The sequence below is a fragment of the Moraxella sp. K23 genome (genome assembly GCF_041154765.1).
GTDB classification, from domain to species: Bacteria; Pseudomonadota; Gammaproteobacteria; order Pseudomonadales; family Moraxellaceae; genus Faucicola; species Faucicola tetraodonis.
The window spans coordinates 12,487-32,500 of record NZ_AP031598.1; the positions used below are offsets into that span (position 1 = coordinate 12,487).

Annotated in this window: 19 protein-coding genes; 10 read left to right on the plus strand and 9 right to left on the minus strand. The window is 43.6% G+C overall.

The window, feature by feature from the left end; translation table 11 throughout:
- Positions 1-12: 12 nt before the first annotated feature.
- The gene (locus ACAM37_RS11640) at positions 13-243 is read right to left on the minus strand and encodes a hypothetical protein (protein WP_177343784.1); all 231 of its coding nucleotides are present in this window, start codon (positions 241-243) and stop codon (positions 13-15) included.
- On the opposite strand from ACAM37_RS11640, the gene merA reads away from it, so the two are divergent.
- The 3 genes from merA (at position 193) to ACAM37_RS11655 (ending at position 3,674) form a co-directional block, all read left to right on the plus strand.
- Positions 193-1,815 (plus strand): mercury(II) reductase, encoded by a 1,623-nt coding sequence (gene merA / locus ACAM37_RS11645; protein WP_076776533.1) that lies wholly within the window; start codon positions 193-195, stop codon positions 1,813-1,815. The genes ACAM37_RS11640 and merA overlap by 51 nt on opposite strands.
- An 11-nt stretch (positions 1,816-1,826) precedes the next feature.
- Positions 1,827-2,462: an organomercurial lyase MerB gene (merB, locus tag ACAM37_RS11650; RefSeq protein ID WP_007116054.1), complete on the plus strand. Its 636-nt coding sequence runs from the start codon at positions 1,827-1,829 to the stop codon at positions 2,460-2,462.
- A gap of 189 nt (positions 2,463-2,651) precedes the next feature.
- Positions 2,652-3,674 (plus strand): DNA-binding protein, encoded by a 1,023-nt coding sequence (locus tag ACAM37_RS11655; RefSeq protein ID WP_007116053.1) that lies wholly within the window; start codon positions 2,652-2,654, stop codon positions 3,672-3,674.
- 304 nt (positions 3,675-3,978) lie between these two features.
- Here ACAM37_RS11655 and ACAM37_RS11660 read toward each other — a convergent pair whose 3' ends face one another.
- Positions 3,979-4,431: a MerR family transcriptional regulator gene (locus ACAM37_RS11660; RefSeq protein WP_036594787.1), complete on the minus strand. Its 453-nt coding sequence runs from the start codon at positions 4,429-4,431 to the stop codon at positions 3,979-3,981.
- 105 nt (positions 4,432-4,536) lie between these two features.
- On the opposite strand from ACAM37_RS11660, the gene ACAM37_RS11665 reads away from it, so the two are divergent.
- The 4 genes from ACAM37_RS11665 (at position 4,537) to dsbD (ending at position 9,954) form a co-directional block, all read left to right on the plus strand.
- Positions 4,537-6,549 (plus strand): heavy metal translocating P-type ATPase, encoded by a 2,013-nt coding sequence (locus ACAM37_RS11665; RefSeq protein ID WP_007116051.1) that lies wholly within the window; start codon positions 4,537-4,539, stop codon positions 6,547-6,549.
- 72 nt (positions 6,550-6,621) lie between these two features.
- The gene (locus tag ACAM37_RS11670) at positions 6,622-7,326 is read left to right on the plus strand and encodes a DsbA family protein (protein WP_007116050.1); all 705 of its coding nucleotides are present in this window, start codon (positions 6,622-6,624) and stop codon (positions 7,324-7,326) included.
- A 50-nt stretch (positions 7,327-7,376) separates the two neighbouring features.
- Positions 7,377-7,919 (plus strand): signal peptidase II, encoded by a 543-nt coding sequence (gene lspA, locus ACAM37_RS11675; protein WP_007116049.1) that lies wholly within the window; start codon positions 7,377-7,379, stop codon positions 7,917-7,919.
- 73 nt (positions 7,920-7,992) lie between these two features.
- A complete protein-coding gene (gene dsbD / locus ACAM37_RS11680) occupies positions 7,993-9,954 on the plus strand; it encodes a protein-disulfide reductase DsbD (protein WP_369626914.1) in 1,962 nt (653 codons plus the stop codon).
- Positions 9,955-10,085: 131 nt separating this feature from the next.
- Here the strand turns inward: dsbD and ACAM37_RS11685 are convergent, their stop codons facing one another.
- The 3 genes from ACAM37_RS11685 to copM form a co-directional block, all read right to left on the minus strand.
- Entirely contained in the window at positions 10,086-12,299 is a 2,214-nt protein-coding gene (locus ACAM37_RS11685; protein ID WP_159675756.1) for a heavy metal translocating P-type ATPase, read from the minus strand.
- Between the two features lie 112 nt (positions 12,300-12,411).
- Complete coding sequence (locus ACAM37_RS11690) at positions 12,412-12,624, minus strand: heavy-metal-associated domain-containing protein (RefSeq protein WP_007116046.1); 213 nt, start codon at positions 12,622-12,624, stop codon at positions 12,412-12,414.
- A gap of 41 nt (positions 12,625-12,665) precedes the next feature.
- Entirely contained in the window at positions 12,666-13,415 is a 750-nt protein-coding gene (gene copM / locus ACAM37_RS11695; RefSeq protein ID WP_007116045.1) for a CopM family metallochaperone, read from the minus strand.
- Between the two features lie 108 nt (positions 13,416-13,523).
- On the opposite strand from copM, the gene ACAM37_RS11700 reads away from it, so the two are divergent.
- Both ACAM37_RS11700 and ACAM37_RS11705 read left to right on the plus strand, forming a co-directional pair.
- The gene (locus tag ACAM37_RS11700) at positions 13,524-13,916 is read left to right on the plus strand and encodes a MerR family DNA-binding protein (RefSeq protein WP_050325870.1); all 393 of its coding nucleotides are present in this window, start codon (positions 13,524-13,526) and stop codon (positions 13,914-13,916) included.
- Between the two features lie 220 nt (positions 13,917-14,136).
- Positions 14,137-15,009 (plus strand): alpha/beta fold hydrolase, encoded by an 873-nt coding sequence (locus ACAM37_RS11705; protein ID WP_369626906.1) that lies wholly within the window; start codon positions 14,137-14,139, stop codon positions 15,007-15,009.
- A gap of 497 nt (positions 15,010-15,506) precedes the next feature.
- On the opposite strand, the gene ACAM37_RS11710 is transcribed toward ACAM37_RS11705, so the two are convergent.
- Complete coding sequence (locus ACAM37_RS11710; RefSeq protein ID WP_156652131.1) at positions 15,507-15,677, minus strand: hypothetical protein; 171 nt, start codon at positions 15,675-15,677, stop codon at positions 15,507-15,509.
- Between the two features lie 227 nt (positions 15,678-15,904).
- The gene (locus ACAM37_RS11715; RefSeq protein WP_007117405.1) at positions 15,905-16,393 is read right to left on the minus strand and encodes a hypothetical protein; all 489 of its coding nucleotides are present in this window, start codon (positions 16,391-16,393) and stop codon (positions 15,905-15,907) included.
- A gap of 156 nt (positions 16,394-16,549) precedes the next feature.
- Between ACAM37_RS11715 and ACAM37_RS11720 the strand changes: the two genes are divergently transcribed.
- A complete protein-coding gene (locus ACAM37_RS11720) occupies positions 16,550-16,792 on the plus strand; it encodes a helix-turn-helix domain-containing protein (RefSeq protein WP_007117406.1) in 243 nt (80 codons plus the stop codon).
- A gap of 68 nt (positions 16,793-16,860) precedes the next feature.
- Here the strand turns inward: ACAM37_RS11720 and ACAM37_RS11725 are convergent, their stop codons facing one another.
- Together ACAM37_RS11725 and ACAM37_RS11730 are read right to left on the minus strand one after the other, a co-directional pair.
- Positions 16,861-19,413, minus strand: coding sequence for a relaxase/mobilization nuclease domain-containing protein (locus ACAM37_RS11725; RefSeq protein ID WP_099834583.1), 2,553 nt, complete (start codon positions 19,411-19,413; stop codon positions 16,861-16,863).
- Complete coding sequence (locus ACAM37_RS11730; protein ID WP_065253144.1) at positions 19,413-19,874, minus strand: MobC family plasmid mobilization relaxosome protein; 462 nt, start codon at positions 19,872-19,874, stop codon at positions 19,413-19,415. The genes ACAM37_RS11725 and ACAM37_RS11730 overlap by 1 nt, the downstream gene beginning before the upstream one ends.
- Positions 19,875-20,014: the final 140 nt, after the last annotated feature.

Here is a 20,014-nt window from a genome sequence, read left to right on the forward strand (position 1 = left end):
TCATCATCATCGTTACAATCGCCAGTGTTGTAACGCTTCTGATTGTCGGTGGGATTTGCTGCTGATTGTCAGACTGGCGAGGTCATTACATTCGTCAGTCTGACTGGGTGGTGCAGCCTGATAACTACAATCTATGAATAAATTGCGAACGGCGGAGTTAGCCGTTGCCATCAAAACCACAGGAGCAATCACATGACCCAATTGCGAATTACAGGCATGACCTGCGAATCTTGCGCAGTGCATATCAAGGAAGCTTTGAATAAAGTGGCAGGCGTGCAGTCAGTGGATGTGTCCTACGCCAAGGGTACGGCGCAACTTGCAACCGAGCCAAGCACATCTCTGCCTGCACTGATCGCTGCCGTAGCAGGACTCGGCTACAAGACCACACTCGTAGATGCCGCGCCAACAGAGAAGCACGAAGAGCTACATATCGCCGTCATTGGTAGTGGCGGCGCTGCAATGGCGGCAGCGCTAAAGGCCGTCGAACAAGGCGCGACGGTCACGCTGATTGAGCGCGGCATCATCGGTGGCACTTGCGTCAATGTCGGCTGCGTACCGTCCAAGATCATGATTCGTGCTGCCCATGTCGCCCATTTGCGCCGCGAAAGTTCGTTCGACGATGGTATCGCCGCGACTGTACCAGTGATTGATCGCCGTAAACTTCTGAGCCAGCAGCAGACTCGTGTTGATGAACTACGTCACGCCAAATACGAGGGTATTTTAGAAAGTAATTCATCCATCAACGTGCTACACGGCGTGGCCAGTTTCAAGGATGGCCAAAGTCTCATCGTGCGCTTGAATGACGGCGATGAGCGCGTTGTGGCATTCGATCGCTGCCTGATCGCCACGGGTGCCAGTTCATCCATTCCGCTCATCGCTGGCTTGAAAGACACGCCGTACTGGAATTCCACCGAAGCCTTGGTCAGTGACACCATTCCCAAACGCTTGGCTGTGATTGGTTCGTCTGTAGTCGCGCTGGAACTGGCTCAGGCATTTGCCAGATTAGGTAGTCAAGTCACGATTCTGGCACGCAGTACGCTGTTCTTTCGTGAAGACCCCGCTATCGGTGAAGCGATCACCGCCGCCTTCCGTGCCGAAGGGATCACGGTGCTGGAACACACGCAAACCAGCAACGTCGTACATCAGGATGGTGAATTTGTACTTACCACGGGACACAGCGAAGTACGTGCCGATAAGCTATTGGTCGCCACGGGCCGAACACCGAACACGCGCAGCTTGGCATTGGATATGGCAGGTGTTGCCGTCAACGCGCAAGGAGCTATCGTCATCGACAAAGGCATGCGTACCAGTGCCACACACATTTATGCCGCTGGCGACTGTACGGATCAACCACAATTTGTCTATGTAGCCGCCGCCGCTGGCACCCGTGCGGCCATTAATATGACAGGCGGTGATGCTGCAATCAATCTAACAGCTATGCCAGCGGTGGTGTTCACCGATCCACAAGTCGCTACCGTGGGCTACAGCGAAGCGGAAGCGCATCACGACGGGATTGAGGCCGACAGCCGCCTACTTACGCTGGATAACGTACCGCGTGCGCTCGCCAACTTCGACACGCGCGGCTTCATCAAATTGGTCATCGAAGAAGGTAGCGGACGACTCATTGGCGTACAGGCTGTGGCACCTGAAGCGGGCGAACTAATTCAAACGGCAGCGCTTGCGATACGTAACCGCATGACCGTTCAGGAATTGGCTGACCAGTTGTTCCCCTACCTGACGATGGTCGAGGGACTGAAGCTCGCGGCGCAGACTTTCTCCAAGGATGTGAAGCAGCTTTCGTGCTGCGCGGGGTAAAGGGAACAATTATGGATATCACACGCTACGTTACAGAGATTGCCAATCGTCTCATCCCAGCCAATCAGCCTAAAAACTTAGCAAGTCTATTTAGTGTATTGCTGCATGAACTGATTAAAGGGCAATCAGTTTCACCCACAATCCTGGCAACGGCTTTAAATTGCGACCTTGAGCAATTAGCGTCGATACTTAAAGAAATTCCTGGTATCGAATATGACAATACGGGAGATATTGTCGGGTATGGTCTCACGCAACGCGAAACCATGCACACCGTTGAAATTAATGGCCAACGGCTATACACATGGTGCGCACTCGATACCTTGATTTTTCCACCGCTGCTTAATCAAACCGCTTATGTGCATTCACGTTGTGCGAGCACCAGCGTGCCTATATTACTTACTGTTACACCCGATGAGGTGTTGGACATCACTCCATCTGATGCCGTGGTATCACTGATACTTCCGCAGAATAAAACTGATATTCGTTTATCATTTTGCTGTCATGTACATTTTTTTGCCTCCAGCCGTGTAGCTCACGACTGGGCTTTAGAGCACCCACGAGTTGAAATAGTGACTGTCCAAGAAGCATATGAATTGGGGCGTAAACTGGCTAGGCATTTGTCGGCAGTAGGTCAAGCAACAAATTAAAGAAGTCTTTGGCAGCATGTAATATTTCTTATAAAAACTCCCATCTTATTTATATAAAACGCCATAACACAGGATAACGGCTAGTTATCCTGTGTCATTTATCATCCAAAAATAACTTGATTAATTGAAATTGTTAGTATGTAATTACGTGGTATGTAATATATTACACTATAGAGTGGGAGTGCTGTTATGGCGCGCACGGGACTGTATAAATCTGAAGTTAAGAAGGCTCGTGAGTCTTTACTGGCACAAAGTAAATACCCCTCCGTCGATGCGGTGCGCGTAGAACTCGGCAATACAGAGTCAAAAACGACCATTCATAAGTATTTGAAAGAGCTTGAAGAGGAGGACGGCGGAGCCACTAGACACAAAGTTGACATCAGTGAGGCTTTACAGAATCTCATTTCGAGACTCTCTAGCCAATTGCAAGATGAGGCTAATGTTCAAGTCAATGAAATACGTGCTGAAAGTACCGTAAAGGATCAACAACATGCTGAACAATTATTAGCTTTACATACTGAAATTGAAGCATTGGGTAATCGAGTGCGGCTGTCAGAAAGCACTCTGCTTCAGGAAAAGTCGTCTCATCACGAAACGCATATTGCCCTACAAAAGGAAACGATAGCTCGTCATACGTTAACGCAACAAGTTGCCGACTTGAATGATCGTCTGGCCGAGAATGAGGCGCATCGTCAGTCACTTGAAGAAAAACACCAGCACGCACGAGATGCTTTAGAACACTACCGCCAATCCGTTAAAGAGCAACGAGAGCAAGATCAACGACGCCATGAGCTACAGATACAGCAATTACAAGCAGAACTGCGTCAAGTACAGCAGACAGTCATCATCAAACAAGATGAATCAACCAAATTGAATCAAGAGAGTACGCGTTTGGCCGCAGATTTATCCCATGCTCAAAGAGGCTTGAGCGATGAGTTACATAAGAATCAGCGACTGGCTCAGCAACTACAAGCCAATGAGCAACATAGTAAAGTGTTGGAAGTTCAACTTGTAGATAGAGAAATCATGATCGCAAATCAAAATGATCAACTGGTTGAAGCAACAAATCAAATGGAATCATTCAGCGCTAAAGTGCATGGTCTTCAGCTAGAATTAGCAACTGCAAATGCCAAGTTGGAAGCGCAGGACTCCATTTTAGGTGAATTGCGCGATTTTATGAGCAAAACGAACTTCAAGGCATTGGTGGAGTAAATTTCACCCCAAAATTTACATCGTAAAGCTAATTCGGGTAGTGCAGTGGATAAAGAGAAATATTAAATAAAAAATTTAAAAACAATTATTTACTTCTTATTTTGCGGAATTTTACACGAATCCCAGCCGACCCTCAAGCTGTGCCGTCCGTCTGAGGTGGTGCTAGATTTGATTGATATGCCTTTAACTCAAACTTTTGTCAAGGAAGACGGGGAAAAGATTGAGCCGAAATCTTAAGTAAGAATTGGCAGTAAGCTGTCCTATTATGAGCTACATATAGATACCCAAGTATTATATGTTACCTCTACCGTATTGCCTCTAGCTCTGTCGTAGATAGTTTAATTCCTTCTTCTATTAAAGTGGGTGCGAATTGTAATGAATGAATTACTTTGCACTTATCGACAGAATCTTGTTGACAATTGCTCATTGTGTGTAATAAGGCTCGAATAGTTTGTAATTGCTGTATTTTTTGTTCAATCTGTGCCAAATGGCTAGCAACTAGCTTATCCGCTATCACACAGCTTTGGTTGGGATTTTGCTTAAGTTGATTAAAAGCCTTAATTTCTTGCATTGTAAAACCTAATGAACGACAGGTTTTAATAAATTCTAATTGTTCAATAGCATGCTGGTTAAAATAGCGGTACGCATTTTCGCCTCGACTGGCTTTATTTATCGCCCCAATTTTCTCATAGTAACGGATAGTTTCGATATTAATCCCTGTTTTTTTACTTAACTCGCTGATTTTAAATATAGACATAAGTGACCTTTTCGTATGACTTGGATTATTATTACTTGACCCTGTAGTGACTACAGGGTTTATAGTAACAGGTAATCTTTAATAAAACCATTAGAAAGGTGTCGTATGTCAAAAAATTGTTGCTGTACCGACGAGGAAGAAAAAATCATAACCGCTAGCCATGGCAACCATGAGGGTCACAGTAATGAAGATGGGCATGACCAGTCGCATGACACAGGTGACAAAACCACGTTTCAGCTTTTTTTACCAGCGATAATTGCCTTTGTGGTATTAGCCATTGGGCTAGTGCTTGACCATGTGATAAAACCTGTATGGTTCACGGAAATACCACGCTTTATTGTATATGCCATTGCTTATATTCCTGTGGGCTTTCCTGTGTTAAGAGAGGCTTTTGAAAGTATCAAGTCTGGCAATTGGTTTTCAGAATTTTTTCTGATGGGTATTGCGACCATTGGGGCATTTGCCATTGGCGAATACCCCGAGGGTGTTGCCGTCATGCTTTTTTATACTATAGGGGAAATCTTTCAAGCAATGGCAGTACAACGTGCAAAGGGAAATATCAAAGCTTTGCTTGACCAACGTCCTGATGAGGTCACCATCATTGAAAATAACCAACCCAGCATTGTTAAAGCTATATCCGTGGGTGTCGAACAAATTATTCAGCTAAAAGCAGGTGAAAAGCTAGCACTGGATGGGGTCTTACTTTCTGATACCGCTTCATTTAATACCTCGGCTTTGACAGGGGAAAGTAAACCCGATACCAAACGTCAAGGCGATGTGGTATTGGCAGGGATGATTAATTTACAAAATGTGGTGCAAATTAGAGTTACGACTGCTTATCAAGATTCCAAGCTGTCTAAAATTTTAGCCTTAGTGCAAGATGCGACCCGCCAAAAAGCCCCGACTGAGCTTTTTATCAGTAAGTTTGCCAAAATTTATACCCCGATAGTAGTTGCCTTAGCGATTGCTATTACCCTTGTACCCTATTTCTTTGTGGCTGATTATGTGTTTAGTAATTGGCTGTATCGGGCTTTGGTATTTTTAGTCATATCTTGCCCTTGTGCTTTGGTGATTTCGATTCCGCTTGGCTATTTTGGTGGTATTGGGGCAGGTAGCCGTAATGGAATTTTATTTAAGGGCAGTAATTTTTTAGATACCCTAGCGACCATTGACAATGTGGTGATGGATAAAACGGGAACGATGACTGAGGGGGTGTTCAAAGTCCAAGAGGTAAACATTGAGCCAGCCTTTGACCCAAATATGATGCTAGGCTATCTAAATGCTATAGAAAGCAAATCTACGCATCCCATAGCTACCGCAGTCCACGAGTATGTTGGGCAAGTCGATAGCACGATTGCCCTAGACAATGTGCAGGAGATTGCGGGGTATGGTTTAACCGCTAGTATCAAGGGGCAATCTTTTTTAGCAGGAAATGCAAAATTATTGGATAAATTTAATATTCAATATCCTAGCGAAGTGGCTCAAAGTATTGATACTGTCATCGTTATGGCGTATGCAGGGCAATATGTGGGCTTTCTTACCATTGCCGACCAAATCAAAGCAGATGCTTCTCATGCTGTTGATACCTTAAAACAGCTTGGGGTCACGACTACAATGTTAAGTGGTGATAAAACCGCCGTAGTAAAGTCAGTCGCCGACAAGTTACACATTGAACGTTATTTCGGTGATTTATTGCCTGAAGATAAAGTAACCCACTTAAAAACTATCAAAGACCAACCTTCTAATAAAGCCAATAAAAAACAAACCGTGGCATTTGTGGGAGATGGAGTGAATGATGCTCCTGTCGTCGCTTTAAGTGATGTGGGTATTGCTATGGGAGGCTTGGGCAGTGATGCCACAATTGAAACCGCTGACGTGGTCATTCAAGATGATAAACCATCAAAAATTCCAATGGCGATTAATATTGGCAAACAAACCCGTAAAATTGTTTGGCAAAATATTACCTTGGCATTTGTGGTCAAAGCTATTGTACTAATATTGGGTGCTGGCGGTGTGGCGACGATGTGGGAGGCAGTATTTGCTGATGTGGGTGTGGCTTTATTAGCCATTATCAATGCCATGCGAATTCAACGTATGGACTTTGTGGATAAACGCTAATGTGGTATATCCATTTAATTATTTAATCAAAATTTTAACTAAAAATGGCTACTCGTCTATAAGGAATTTTTCATGAAAAAAACTACACTTACCCTAGTGACTACGCTACTTGCTCTTTCAGCCACGTTGGTTGCTTGTGGACAACAAACCACCACTAATTCAAATAATAGCCAAACTCCCACTACAACTAATGCCCAATCTACACCACAAGGCGAATCTGATACTATTACTGCCAAGCAAGTCGCTACAGATACCTTAGTACGCTCGCATTCACCTATTATTGGTAAGGTAGATGCCCCTGTAACTATAGTAGAGTTTTTTGACCCTTCATGTGAGGCGTGTCGGGCAATGAATCCGTATGTTAAACAAATCATCAATGAGCATAATGGTAAGGTAAGGCTGGTGCTACGTTACACCTTATTTCATAAAGGCTCTGAACAAGTGGCTCGTATTTTAGAAACTGCCAAAGAACAGGGTATATACGAACCAGTTTTAGCAGCGGTATTTGAAGCCCAACCGCAGTGGCATGACGACGAAACAGTTAAAGCGGCTTGGCAAGCGGCTATCAAGGCTGGGCTTGATGAACAAAAAGCTCGTGCCAGTATGAATAGTGATAAAATTAACCAAGTACTGAAACAAGACATGGACGATGCCAAAACTATTAAAATCTCAGGTACACCGACTTACTATGTCAATGGCAAGTTGCTAACTAAACTATCACCCGATGGGTTACAGGCAATGGTTGCCAATGAAGTCAAAACCACAGCCAAACCATAAAGAGTTCGTTAAGTCGTCATTTACCTAATACCTAAATTTATCGAGTTGTTATGCAGCCGTCGAAAAACACCTTAAGTGATATTAAAAATCCCCAAACTGCTTGGCTATGGTATGGCTTAAGTGCGTTGGTGGTTGGGATTGACCAACTTTCCAAGGTATATTTTGAAAATAACTTTCAGTTATACCAAACAGTATCGGTCATTGAGCCAATCTTTAACTTTACCCTAGCCCATAACTATGGAGCTGCCTTTAGCTTTCTTGCTGACCAAGGCGGTTGGCAACGTTTCTTTTTTAGTGGGTTAGCATTTGGCGTATGTGGATTTATTATTGTCTATTTAAGGCGTTTACCCCGTGATACAGGGGTGTTATCAGCAGGATTGGCATTGATAATGGCAGGGGCGTTAGGTAACTTGATGGATAGGGTGCGTTTAGGCTATGTGGTTGATTTTCTACATGTGCACTATGCGAATGTGTGGAACTTCCCGATTTTTAATTTGGCGGATGTGGCGATTAATCTTGGCGTAGTATTGGTATTGATAGATAGCTTTTTTTTGGAAGCTAAACGTCGAGAACCACCTATGATAGATGCTTAAATAATATCTATAAATTCAATTAAGCTACAAACCGAAAATACGAATCAAGATATGAGTTATAAGTGCCAGCAATATGATAACTAAAAATATAATTTCCTCCTATCAACGAAGTTATTTTATTTCGTTAGTTCAACTATTAGCTATTGTTTTTATCATAGCTATCAAGGTAACTCCAGCCCATGCTATAAATTTGTCTGGTATTTTTAGTTCAAATAACGCCAATACGACCAATCCATCCAAACCGTTGCCCGTTCAAGAGGCATTTGCGATAACAACGACCCAGCAAGGTAATCAGCTCACTATTCAGGCAGATGTCAAAGATGGCTATTTTGTATATCAAGACAAGCTCAAACTTGAATTACCTCAAGGTGTGAATGCCACACCTTTGGTTTTTGACCAAACTGCCACGTTTGTGAATGACCCCAGTTTCGGGCGTGTACCTATTATTGATAAAAGCTTTACTGCTAAAACGACACTTTCTGTATTAAAACCTATGCAAGCACAGCCTGCTATTGTGAAGTGGCAAGGCTGTGCTAAGATGGGACTATGTTACCCTCCTGAAAAAGTAAATTTCACCTTACAGCCTATCACGCCACAAGCCGCTAGTGCTGTGCCTACGACCCTACGTCCATCGCCCAATAATACCACTCCTGTTATCACAGACAAGGCCCCACTCTCGCCACCTATCACGACCGACATCACAGCTCAACATCCCTCACAGGGTGACAATGATATTTTTGGATTGAGTCGGCATACAGGCTGGGCATTACTATTGTTATTTTTGGCAGGGTTGGGTTTATCATTTACGCCATGTGTACTACCAATGCTACCTATCGTGGTGAATATTGTGGCACGTCAGCATAGTCCTTCTGCTAAAAAAGGCTTGTTATTAACAGGTAGCTATGGTGTGGGTGTAGCAACCAGTTATGGATTAGTGGGGGCATTGGTTGCAGTATTTGGGCAATCGCTTGGCTTGATGAATATGCTCCAACAGCCAATTATTTTACTAAGCTTTGCAACGGTGTTTGTGCTTTTGGGCTTGTATATGCTTGATGCCATACCATTTCCCCTCTCTGCTCGATTGTCACGCTTAGGTCAAACAATAAGTAATATAGGTACAAGCCGTCTAGGAAGTATGTCGGGCAGTTTCATTACAGGATTTTTTTCAGCCATGGTTGTGTCGCCTTGTGTATCCGCCCCGCTTGCAGGAGCATTGGCAGGGGTAGCTACTTTGGGTAACCCTGTAATTGGGTTTTTTGCTTTATTCCTGTTAGGGCTTGGACTTTCTACACCTTTGATTATTTTAGGTGCAACACAGGGAAATTTTATGCCAAAAACAGGAGAATGGATGGTATGGGTAAAAACAGGTTTTGCTTTGATGTTATTCGCTGTGGCTTTAGTAATGATAGAAAGGGTGTTGATATCTCATTTCATGTTAGGGATATGGGCGATATGGTTTATGGTCGTGGCAACATGGCTATGGCATTGGCAAGGTATTGGACAAAAACAAGAACCATCACACGGACGAATAGTAATCAAGGCAATTGCCCTTATAACGGCAATTTGGGCAAGTATTTTATTAATTGGAATGGCATTGGGTAGTCAAGATAGCTGGCAACCCCTAAAAACCATCAAAACATCAAGTGTTGCAAGTAGCATCACAGACCAATCACCAAAAATCACTAAGATATATAAAATGAGCGAGTTAAACCCTATTTTAGCGAACAATCCAAAGGTTTTAGTTGATGTAACTGCTGATTGGTGTATTACTTGTCGAACTATGGATAAAACGTTATTTGAAACACCACCAGCCCAGCTTAATGATTGGCAAGTAATAAAAATGGATGTCACCGATGATACAGTGGATAGTAAAGAAGTGTACCAAGCATTGGACGTATTTGCTCCGCCTGCTTTGTTATATTATCAAGAAGGTAAACTTGTTGCTCGTCAAGATGGTAATGTAGAACGGGAGGTATTTGAAAAACAATTAGCTCAATTAAATGATAAGCTAAGAATACCAAATATAGTACGATAAGAATGAACTAGCCCAAAATTCGAACCATATAGGGCGGTAATGACATTTGTTTAGTTTCTTACCCAATTTACCATAATAAGAAAAACACATCATTAACAAAACCTGTGGAAAACATTAATTTATGAAAAAGTTTATCCTTTTAACCGTGTCAATCGCAACGCATTCATTAATACCGAAATCGAACTTAACGCCATCGCCCCTGCCGCTAACATCGGATTAAGCAAGCCCACCATGGCAAAGCCAATGCCTATCATATTGTAAATAAAAGCAAAAAACAGGTTTTGCTTAATATTTCTTAATGTGGCTCGGGCAATCGTTACCGCTGACAACACATGGCTAATAGAGTGACTGCCATCGCCCATCAAACGAGCCGAAGCACTGTGTTGGGCGATATCCGTGCCATTTTGTACCGCAAAGCTAGCGGTAGCCGTTGCCATGGCAGGGGCATCATTTACGCCATCGCCAACCATCGCCACTTTTTTGCCATTTTGCTGTAGTTCGCTGATTTTTGTGGCTTTATCCCGAGGTGAAAGTTCGCCAATCGCGATATCAATTTTGACTTGTCCACCTATATAATCGGCAACCGATTGTTTATCACCGCTTAACATTATTGTGGTTAAGCCCAGTTTTTTAAGTGAGGCAATGGCGGTCATACTGTCCGCTTTCAAGCTATCTGCAAGGGCAAACATGGCAATCGGTACGTCATTCACGCTAACGGCAACAAGGCTTGCAACTTGCCATGTTTTTTCTGCCAAAATCTCTTGCGGTAACGTCATATTGGTAAAAGCAGGGCTACCGACTTTTACCAAGCCAATATCTGCAATGTCGCCTTGTATGCCTTTGCCTGTCACATTTTCTACGTTATTGACGGTAAAGGTATTTTCCAAGTTAAAGGTTTTAGCATAGTCAAGCATGGCAGTCGCTAATGGATGATTGGCATGGGTTTCAAGCGTGGCGGTGATTTGAGCGATTTCGGCTAAATTTAACTCTTCATCAAACAGATAATGTGCTACGACTTGCGGTTTGCCTTCGGTAATCGTACCTGTTTTATCCAAGGCAATGGTATCCACCGAGCCAGTCGCTTCTAAGGCTTGGGCATCTTTAAACCACACCCCATGCCGAGAAGCAACGCCCATCCCTGCCATAATCGCAGACGGCGTGGCAAGCCCCATGGCACACGGACAGGCAATCACCAACACCGCCACGGCTCGCATTAAGGCGGTATCAAACGAGCCAAGCACATAAAAATTGCCGATAAACGTGAGTATCGCAATCACCACCACCACAGGCACAAACACCCCTGCCACACGGTCAGCGATACGGGCGATATTGGCTTTACTGCCTTGGGCGTCATTGAGGGCGGTAATCATGTCGCCAAGCTGGGTTTGGCTCCCAATGGCGGTTGCCCGATATTCGAGTGTACCGCTGGACAGCATTGCCCCTGCCATCACGTTGTCGCCGTTTTTTTTGGGAATCGGCAAGGATTCACCTGTGAGATGACTTTCGTCACACCACGCTTCGCCCCCTGTAACAGCAGTCACCACACCATCACAGGCAATACGGTCACCGTGTTTTGCCAGTAAAATCTGCCCGATTTTGACCTTGGATAACGGCGTTTGTTGCCAGTCATTTCCCACTTTTAGCAAAACATTACTTGGTGTGAGTTCTAGCAACAGATTAATGCTGTTTAAACTGTGTTTTTTGGTGCGTTCTTCCAGATATTTGCCCAATCGCACAAAGGCTATGACCATCACCCCTGCCTCAAAATACACATCAGGCATAGCGTGAGCCGTATCGTGCATGGCGTGCGAACTCTCCATAGTTAGCCACACATAAGTCGAATACGCCCAAATGGTCAGCGTTCCCAATACCACTAATACGTCCATATTGGCAAGTCCACCTCGAATACTCGCCCACGCACTTTTATAAAATGGCAATGCCAAACCAAACTGAACAATCGTGGCTAAAATAAACTGCACCCAAATCGCGGGCATAAAGTCGTGTTTGCCAATCATCATGCCCAGCATACCCCACAAAAACGGCAATAAACACAGCCAAATCAATATCAGCCGAAGTGGCGGTGTGACGCTTTCTGTGGCTTTGTCTTGGGAAAACATCGCATCGGCTTGCTGAATGTGGGCGGTATAGCCTGTTTTCTTAACCCAGTCTAGCACTTCATCGGCATTGGTTTGGCTGTCGTCAAAACTCACATGGGCGGTTTCATTGGCATAATTCACCGTTGCTTCAAGAATGGCAGGTTTTTTATTCAGCACCTTTTCGATACGATTGGCACAGGCTTGGCAAGTCATACCACCAATATCAAGATTGATAGTTTCGGTCGTCATGGCAGTTTTTATTTCCTTAAAACATTCATTGCTAAAGGTAAAATACGCCTTTTAAATGAATTAAAAGGCGTATTATTGGTATTTTGATAAAAATAAGAAATTGATGATACTTTTAACTCGCTTCAAATCCTGCATCTTCAATGGCTTGTTTTAAGGCAGTTTCATTGGTTTGGCTATCATCAAAGTTAATCACCGCATTGTTTTGCTCTAGGCTCACATCGGCTTGCTGTACGCCTGTCACTTGATTAAGGGCGTTGGTGACGCTTTTGACACAGCCACCACAGGTCATGCCGTTAATGTTTAGGGTAGTGGTTTGATTACTCATAGTCGTTCCTTTGGTTTTATTAAAGTGGTTTAATTATTTAATTATTTAGTTTTTTTACTGTCAAGCCATGCTTGCATTTGCTTAATTTCAGGGTCTTGGGCAGATTTTATCTGCTTGGCAAGTTGTAGCATCTCTTTGTCTTTGCCCATTTTTAATTCCGTATTCGCCATGTCAATTGCCCCTTGATGATGTGGTATCATACCTTTGGCAAAGGCAACATCGGGGTCACTGTCCATAATGCCTTGCATCATGGCATCATGGCTTTTCATATCCATTTCAGGCATAGCGGTATTAGTAGGGGCTTTGTCATCTTTGTGTTTGCTAAGCCACGTTTGCATTTGTGTGATTTCTATTTGTTGGGCTTTAATAATATTTTCTGCCAAGGCTCGCATTTCGCTGTCTTTGCCGTATTTTAGCTGAATTTTTGCCATATCAATCGCCCCTTGATGGTGGGCAATCATACCTGTAGCAAAAGCAACATCAGGGTTAGCAATATGGCTGGCAGACATCATCTGTTCGTGCATGGTGTTCATGGATTGCATATACTCGGCAACGTGGGCAGGTTGGCTAGCAGTAGGACTGCTTGCTGTTCCCATGCCATTCATTTTGCTCATATCATGTCCTGCATGGGCGGTTTCATTTGTCTTTGTGGATGCTACTACGCTACTGGCGCTACTTGCGGTTACTGGATTAGTTGATTTCTCAGTTTTGGTAGGCTGATTGCAGGCGGTTAATAGGGCGATAGAACTGAATAAGGCTAAAGCTTTGAATTTGGTAGAAAGTACGTTCATACGTTTTTCCTTTTGTTAGTCGGAGATTTAATTTATACTCAGTATAAAGCTTAACACTATGTTAGGGTCAAGCTATTTCTTTGTTATTCTTTTGTAAAAGGAAATATAGTGAATATTAAACAGGTAGAACAAACCACAGGCTTGACCGCTCGCCAAATCCGAGAGTATGAAAAAATCGGGCTAATTCCTGCGATTACTCGCACACCGTCAGGTTATCGGGACTATTCACAGGATAGTATTGAGCGTTTACAATTTATTAAACGAGCGAGAGACGTAGATTTTTCGTTAGCAGAAATCAAGGTATTACTGGCAATGCAGGACAATCCATGTCGTAATAATAGTGAGGTTAAAGCCTTAACCGCACAGCATATTGTGACATTAAACGAAAAAATCGAGCAATTACAAGCCATGAAAAGCACATTACAAGTTTGGCATGATAGTTGTAAAGGGGATGGGACGGCAGAATGTGGGATTTTAGATAAATTGGTTATTAAAGAGTGAATATTGCTTATTAGGGGTCATCTAAGAATTCGAACCATATTGTACGCTAAGGAATTTTGTCGAGTATTTTCAAAATTGAGACTATCTCATTCGCCTAAAAAACACCGCCCACTACCATCGTCTTACTTCATTTAACAACATTATCAAATAAGTCTAATCTAACATTCGTCACCCAAACTGTCAGAGACCCACAATATTAAGCCAAAAACGAGACCCAACTATGCCTACTTTATCGCCCCAACATCATAAGATTTTTACCACGGATAATCACCAACTTGCCGCATTTACGTATGGTGATAGCACTTTACCGCCTTTGGTATTGGTGCATGGCTATCCCGACCGCCATACGGTTTGGGAAAAAGTCATACCCCATCTCATTGCCGATTTTTTTGTGATAGCCTATGACGTGCGAGGGGCAGGGGAGTCAGACTGTCCGACATATATAAAAGCGTATCATTTATTACAACTCAGTGAGGATTTGCAAGCCGTGGCAAAGCAGCTGCTTGGTGATAAGCCGTTTCATCTTGCTGCCCATGATTGGGGTTCAATTCAGGCGTGGGAAGCGGTGACTGACCTAAAATTGGCGGGCAGAATTTTATCATTTTCTACCATTTCAGGTCCTTGCCTTGACCATGTGGCACTTTACTTACGCAGTATTGGTTCTCAGCCTGCCAAGCTGTTGTCGATACTGAGTAAATCCTGGTATATCGGCATGATGCACTTGCCCTTTCTCGCACCTACTTTTTGGCAAACTTACTCACCTAAGCAATGGCAAAAACACGTTCAAAAGCTAGAAAACACCCATGATATTCCGCTTGATACTTTGGTACAAGCGGATGGTAAACATGGGATAGCCCTGTATCGGGCGAATTTTTTACCCAGAAACTTACGCCCTCGGCAGCGTTTTGCCCATAGCCCTGTGCAAGCGATTGTTTTAACCCAGGATAAATTCGTTAGTTCAGACTACATTGATGCCATGCCACAATGGGTCAAAAATTTTCAAAAGGTTAGCGTCAATAGCAACCATTGGGGCATATTAAGCCAGCCCAATGTGATTGCCGAACATATTCGCCACTTTGCTAGTCAGTTTTAATTAGCCCAACCAAATAGCAGTGCCTATTAGGATTATTTTTCAGTTGTGATATGTCTAAAAACGCTGGTTTTTTAGACAGTTATCCCATTATCAATTTTAGAAATACTCGACAAGATTCTGTAGCGTACTATTTTCTCCGTTTTCTGTGCTGACCCCTATGTAAGCATCCGACCATCCCATCTACCACCATTCTAAAAAATGAACCGTCCTGGTTTTCTCGGAGACAGGTTTGCTTGAGTCAGGCAGCATAGCCTGACGAAATTAATGAACAATAGTAGATATTTTCCGCGTCAACAGGCGATACATATCCATTAGTCGAGTGAACTGTTCTGGAGTTGTCGGAAATATCAACATTTGGTAAAAAACAAATATCGCAGCAAAATAATATCAAGCAAAGACTATTATTACGAATTCGCCAAACTTTGATTATGTTAAATATTCAAATTCAAACGCATCGCTTATCAAGGGATATAAATGCTTAGCACTTGCTTGAGCGTTTAGTCTTTTACATGATTGGTTTTTTTAGCTCGATGTTGAAATGCTTTCTTGAAGTACTCTGCCCCTGCTTTGTTGTAAGCGATCAATTCTTGTTCTTGTTTCTCGGTTAATTTGAGATGTCGAGTATATTTATTATTGTTCGGTACTATAATTTTCGGTTGCTGTTTCATGTTGATTTCCCTTAAGCTGTTCTAAGGCTTGCCTTGCTTGCTTAAAAATTTCTTTAGTTTGTGCTAATCTTAATTTTTAAGAGAATGTTATGGCTAGCTCTGAAGATTAATCAATAGCCATAGATAGTCAAAATACTAAGCTTAGACAAACCTTAACCCAAACATACCAATCAAATCAACCACGAAAATATTTTTAAAAATTTCGCCTATTCATACCATCATGGTATTTAACTTGTCGCAAACAGCCATCCTAAAACACTTGCAACAATATACCAAACGATTGCCAGAAAACCAGGTGCGAGAAATAAAGCAAATAAATTGCCCCAAGTTAATTTAAGTTTTTTGAGAATATAGCCCAGTGACAGTGGAATAATCACAAATAGTGTTAGAAAGCTATACAGCGCCATCCCGATCAAACCAATAAGGCCATTTAAGTTCGGAAAAGGGGTAATATGGATATCCATCATCCAGTCCCATACATCCACAAAGCTATGTACAGGCACAAAGATGGCGTAAAAATAAAATGCGAGCGCATACTTATAGGGTGCACTAACCGTAGGCCACGACATAATAAGGCCATACAACCAGTAGCCAACAGCACCAATAATGGCTAGACCAATCACCACGGTAACATTATTGACCTGCATCCTTGTCTGTCTGGCTCTTGCATCTAAATAAGGATTTTGAACCGCCACCACTATTTTCTTTTCTTCCATCGTACACAATACCAATCACTATCGAAGTAGAAACACCGAAGTTTGTTAACTATTTCATCGCGCAATTTCAAACAAGTTACTGACTCGATGAAGCAAATAACCGCATAAGTTGCACCTAAAACAGGTTCATAATAGCTTAAACCTAAAATAGGTGCAATGAATTTTCGTACCTCTATACACTCGACTAAACAGCAGCAATTACGGGCGATCTTTAAAAGTCAACGGGAAGCATTGGGTTTAACGCAGCGGCAATTAGCTGACCAAATGGGCGTTATTTATTCGCTGATTGGTAAAATAGAGACTGGTGATCGACGCTTGGATGTCTGTGAATTTATCACCTATTGTCAAGCTTTAAAGCTCGATCCTTGTCAGGTGATAAAATTATTAGACAATAGCTAGGGATGGTTGATTTTGAAGATAAAGGTAAATCAACCGCATAGCTTAATTCTACCCCTCAATTAAATTGCCTAAAACCCAGGTCCTCTACTACTTGGCTGCCTAGGCTCAGGCGCATCGCTAGATTTACCTTGCCCTTTTACCCGATCCACCGTCGACACAAGCTTGGCATACCCTGATAAATTATAAGGCGTTTGGTGTACATACGCTTCGGCTTGATCCGGTGTTACTGTTTGGACATGACTGCTATCAGGCGTTGCAACCGTTAAACGCCCTGCCTTTGCATGCCCCACTAACTGATCACGAACCCCCTCAAACATTCTTTTAAACATTGCCTTTAGCATCTCAAGCACTACCCCACTAATGGCTTGAGCTTCGCTAAGTACGCCTCGAAGGTGGCTTGCGTTTGTTCTAACGTCGTCTGCGTCTGTGTTAATACGCCAGAAATGTGGTGTATAGAAAAAAGTTCGTCGGATTCGTCGGTTACGGATTTCTCGAGTTTTTCCATGGCTGTCTGCAATGATTGGACTGAGATGGTTACTGTCTGCATGGAGCTCTTTAACTCGCTCAGCGTACTGTCGATGCCGCTGTCGTCGATTGCTGAGATGTCCTGCAATTTGGTCAAGGCTGCTTGTGTCTTTTTTTCCAAGAGCCGAAATTCGTCCCTGCGTGCTTTCAACATTTCCAATTGTTGTTGATTGGTAGTCATTAATGCGCTCAAGCAAGCTTCGATCGTTTGGGTTAGGCTGCTCGTCTTGGCGTCGATCTGCTGGTCGATATGCGCCGATAATTTCGTCAATAAGGTCTGACACAGTGTCGTGATTTCTGTGCTGATCGTCTGATCGATATGCTGCTGTAACTCGCTTTGAATCTGATTGATCCGTTCCTCGAGCTGGTTGTGCAAATCGCTCGATAGTCTGTCTAAAAGTTTGGTGATGAGTTCGGTAGGCGTCGGTTGGTTCATGGCTAATTACTTCTGTTTGGAAGATCTGTTTTGCTGGGCTGGGGTCGGTAACATCGAGTTGTCCGGTGGCGTCAGTAATAAGATCTTGTTGTTCGCTTCTGACTTGGTCCAGTACGCGGTCAACTGATTTTTCGGCATAATGATTACCCCATCTGGGTTGTGCTTGTTCGGATAAATATCCATCATAGAAAATGCCTTGACCTCTAAGGGCGTTCGGCTGATATAGTGCTGCAGCGTGTCCAACTGCTGTTGGGCCTGATATACCTGTTTGCCCAGATAATAATGGTATCCGAACAAACCGATAGCGGCGAAAATCCCTAAAGCGGTGACTACCCAGGCGGTTAATCCTAGCCGGTACAATCGGTTCAATTGACGTTGATGCGCTATCATCGTCTGCTGGGTATCTTGCATCAGCTGCTCGCTGACCTGCTTGATTTGGCTTGGAATCGACTGCAACGTCGTCTGGCTGGTCGCCACCGCTTGATCGCTCGCTTCGCTCACCGCTGCCTGTAATGTGGTCAGGGCGGCGTTCACCTGTGTGTTCACGTCCGTCACGCTCGTGGTGGTGGTTTGGCTCAATGTACTGACTGTCTGCGTTAAATTCTTCAACGCTTGGGTTAACTGACTCAGCTGCTGTTGGGCCGCGGTTATCTGCTCGTTGCTCAGATTTTTCGAGTTTTGGATCAAGGTTTGGCTTAAAGCCTCGATCTCGCTCACGGTGGCTTGCAAAGCGTTTTTCCAATCGCTGCTGGCGCTTTTCACGCTCTCGCTGATTGATGCTTTGAAGTGCTGCTCGATCGCTTGGTTGTCTTTTTTGCGTTGTGCCAAGCGACTCGAAACGCTGTCGGCTAAATTCTCGCTCATAGAGCATCCCCTTTAATTTAATATTACGGCCACCGTTTGGATTTTTAATGGAAATCGATTGGCCATCCTTAGCAATACGGGTAATCTCAAACACCTCACTAATGAGCCCAATCACATCCGCTTGGGTTTGGATAGCATCATTACTGGCAATCTCATCAATCAGCCAGTTGCCGATATTCTCCTCATCAAAGACTCGAAGCGGTGGCGGAGTTTTACCCGAAACGACTGCATGCTGCTGCCTTTCTTGTTGCTTTTTAAGGCTATACTCATACCCCTTTAATCGATAAGCCCGCGTACGACTCGGATCATCAGGGTCTACCAAACCATAATCATGATTGGTCAAATCTTTCCAGCTATCCACCAACTTTAAATCAAGATTATGGTAATATACCGGCAGCGCCTTACCGCTGGGCAAATGGATCTCAGCAAATACAAAATGCAGCTCTTGGCGATCTTTATCTTTGTGCTCAACCCAATAGCCGCTATACTCCCCAGGCATTAAACCAGGAAATAAATTTTGTTCAAACGACTCAATGATCTCAATTTTTTGGGCATCGGTGATCGACTCTTCTGGGGCAAACGACAACACCCCTGAGGTATAAATCTTATTATTTTTAATACCATTAATCACCTCCGTGGTTTCAACTTCATTACCATAAATCAGCCTTGCCCCCTCACGCGGTTTGGTTTTATCCTCTGACGCAACCAACAAATAATTGCGTACTGCCCCGCCCCCACCTGTGCGTGTCAAAGCGCCTTTACGCACCCGACCATGATTAAAAAAACGCACCAGCATTAACAACGCTCATCACGGTTGATCACATCGGCAGTATCAATCGCGGTATCAAGCACCGGCGCATCGCTCACACACGCATCCAATTCTTTAACCAATTTTAGTGAATACTGTTCACGTAACTGTGCCAACTCATCACCCAATTTTTGTAGTGCAAACGATAGGGATAGCACATCTAATGTTTGCTTGGGATCATTAGATACCGTATGTGCATAACGCGTTAACTGATTTACATTATTACCAATACTCACCAGCTGCCTTAATAGCTTAGGATCAACCATCGGCAAATCATGCACACGTTTCGCGGGTTTAGGTAATTCTAATAAAAACACCCGAACAAACTCCGCCATTGGCAAACCAAAACCCTCTGCGCGACTTTTAAGCATTGCATGTTCTGCATCCGTCAGCCGTAAATTTAACCGAGTCTGTCGTTTCTCACCATCAACTTGTTTGTTTTCTGCCATTAACACAATCCCATTTGCCAACGTGATTGGGGGTTTTAAAAGGGGGCTTTGCCCACTTTTACCAGCGACAGGTTAGTACAGCACGAAGTGGCGTGGTAACGCTGTCTTTGCTGGCTATCGAAACGTCTGCTGTCTTTTAC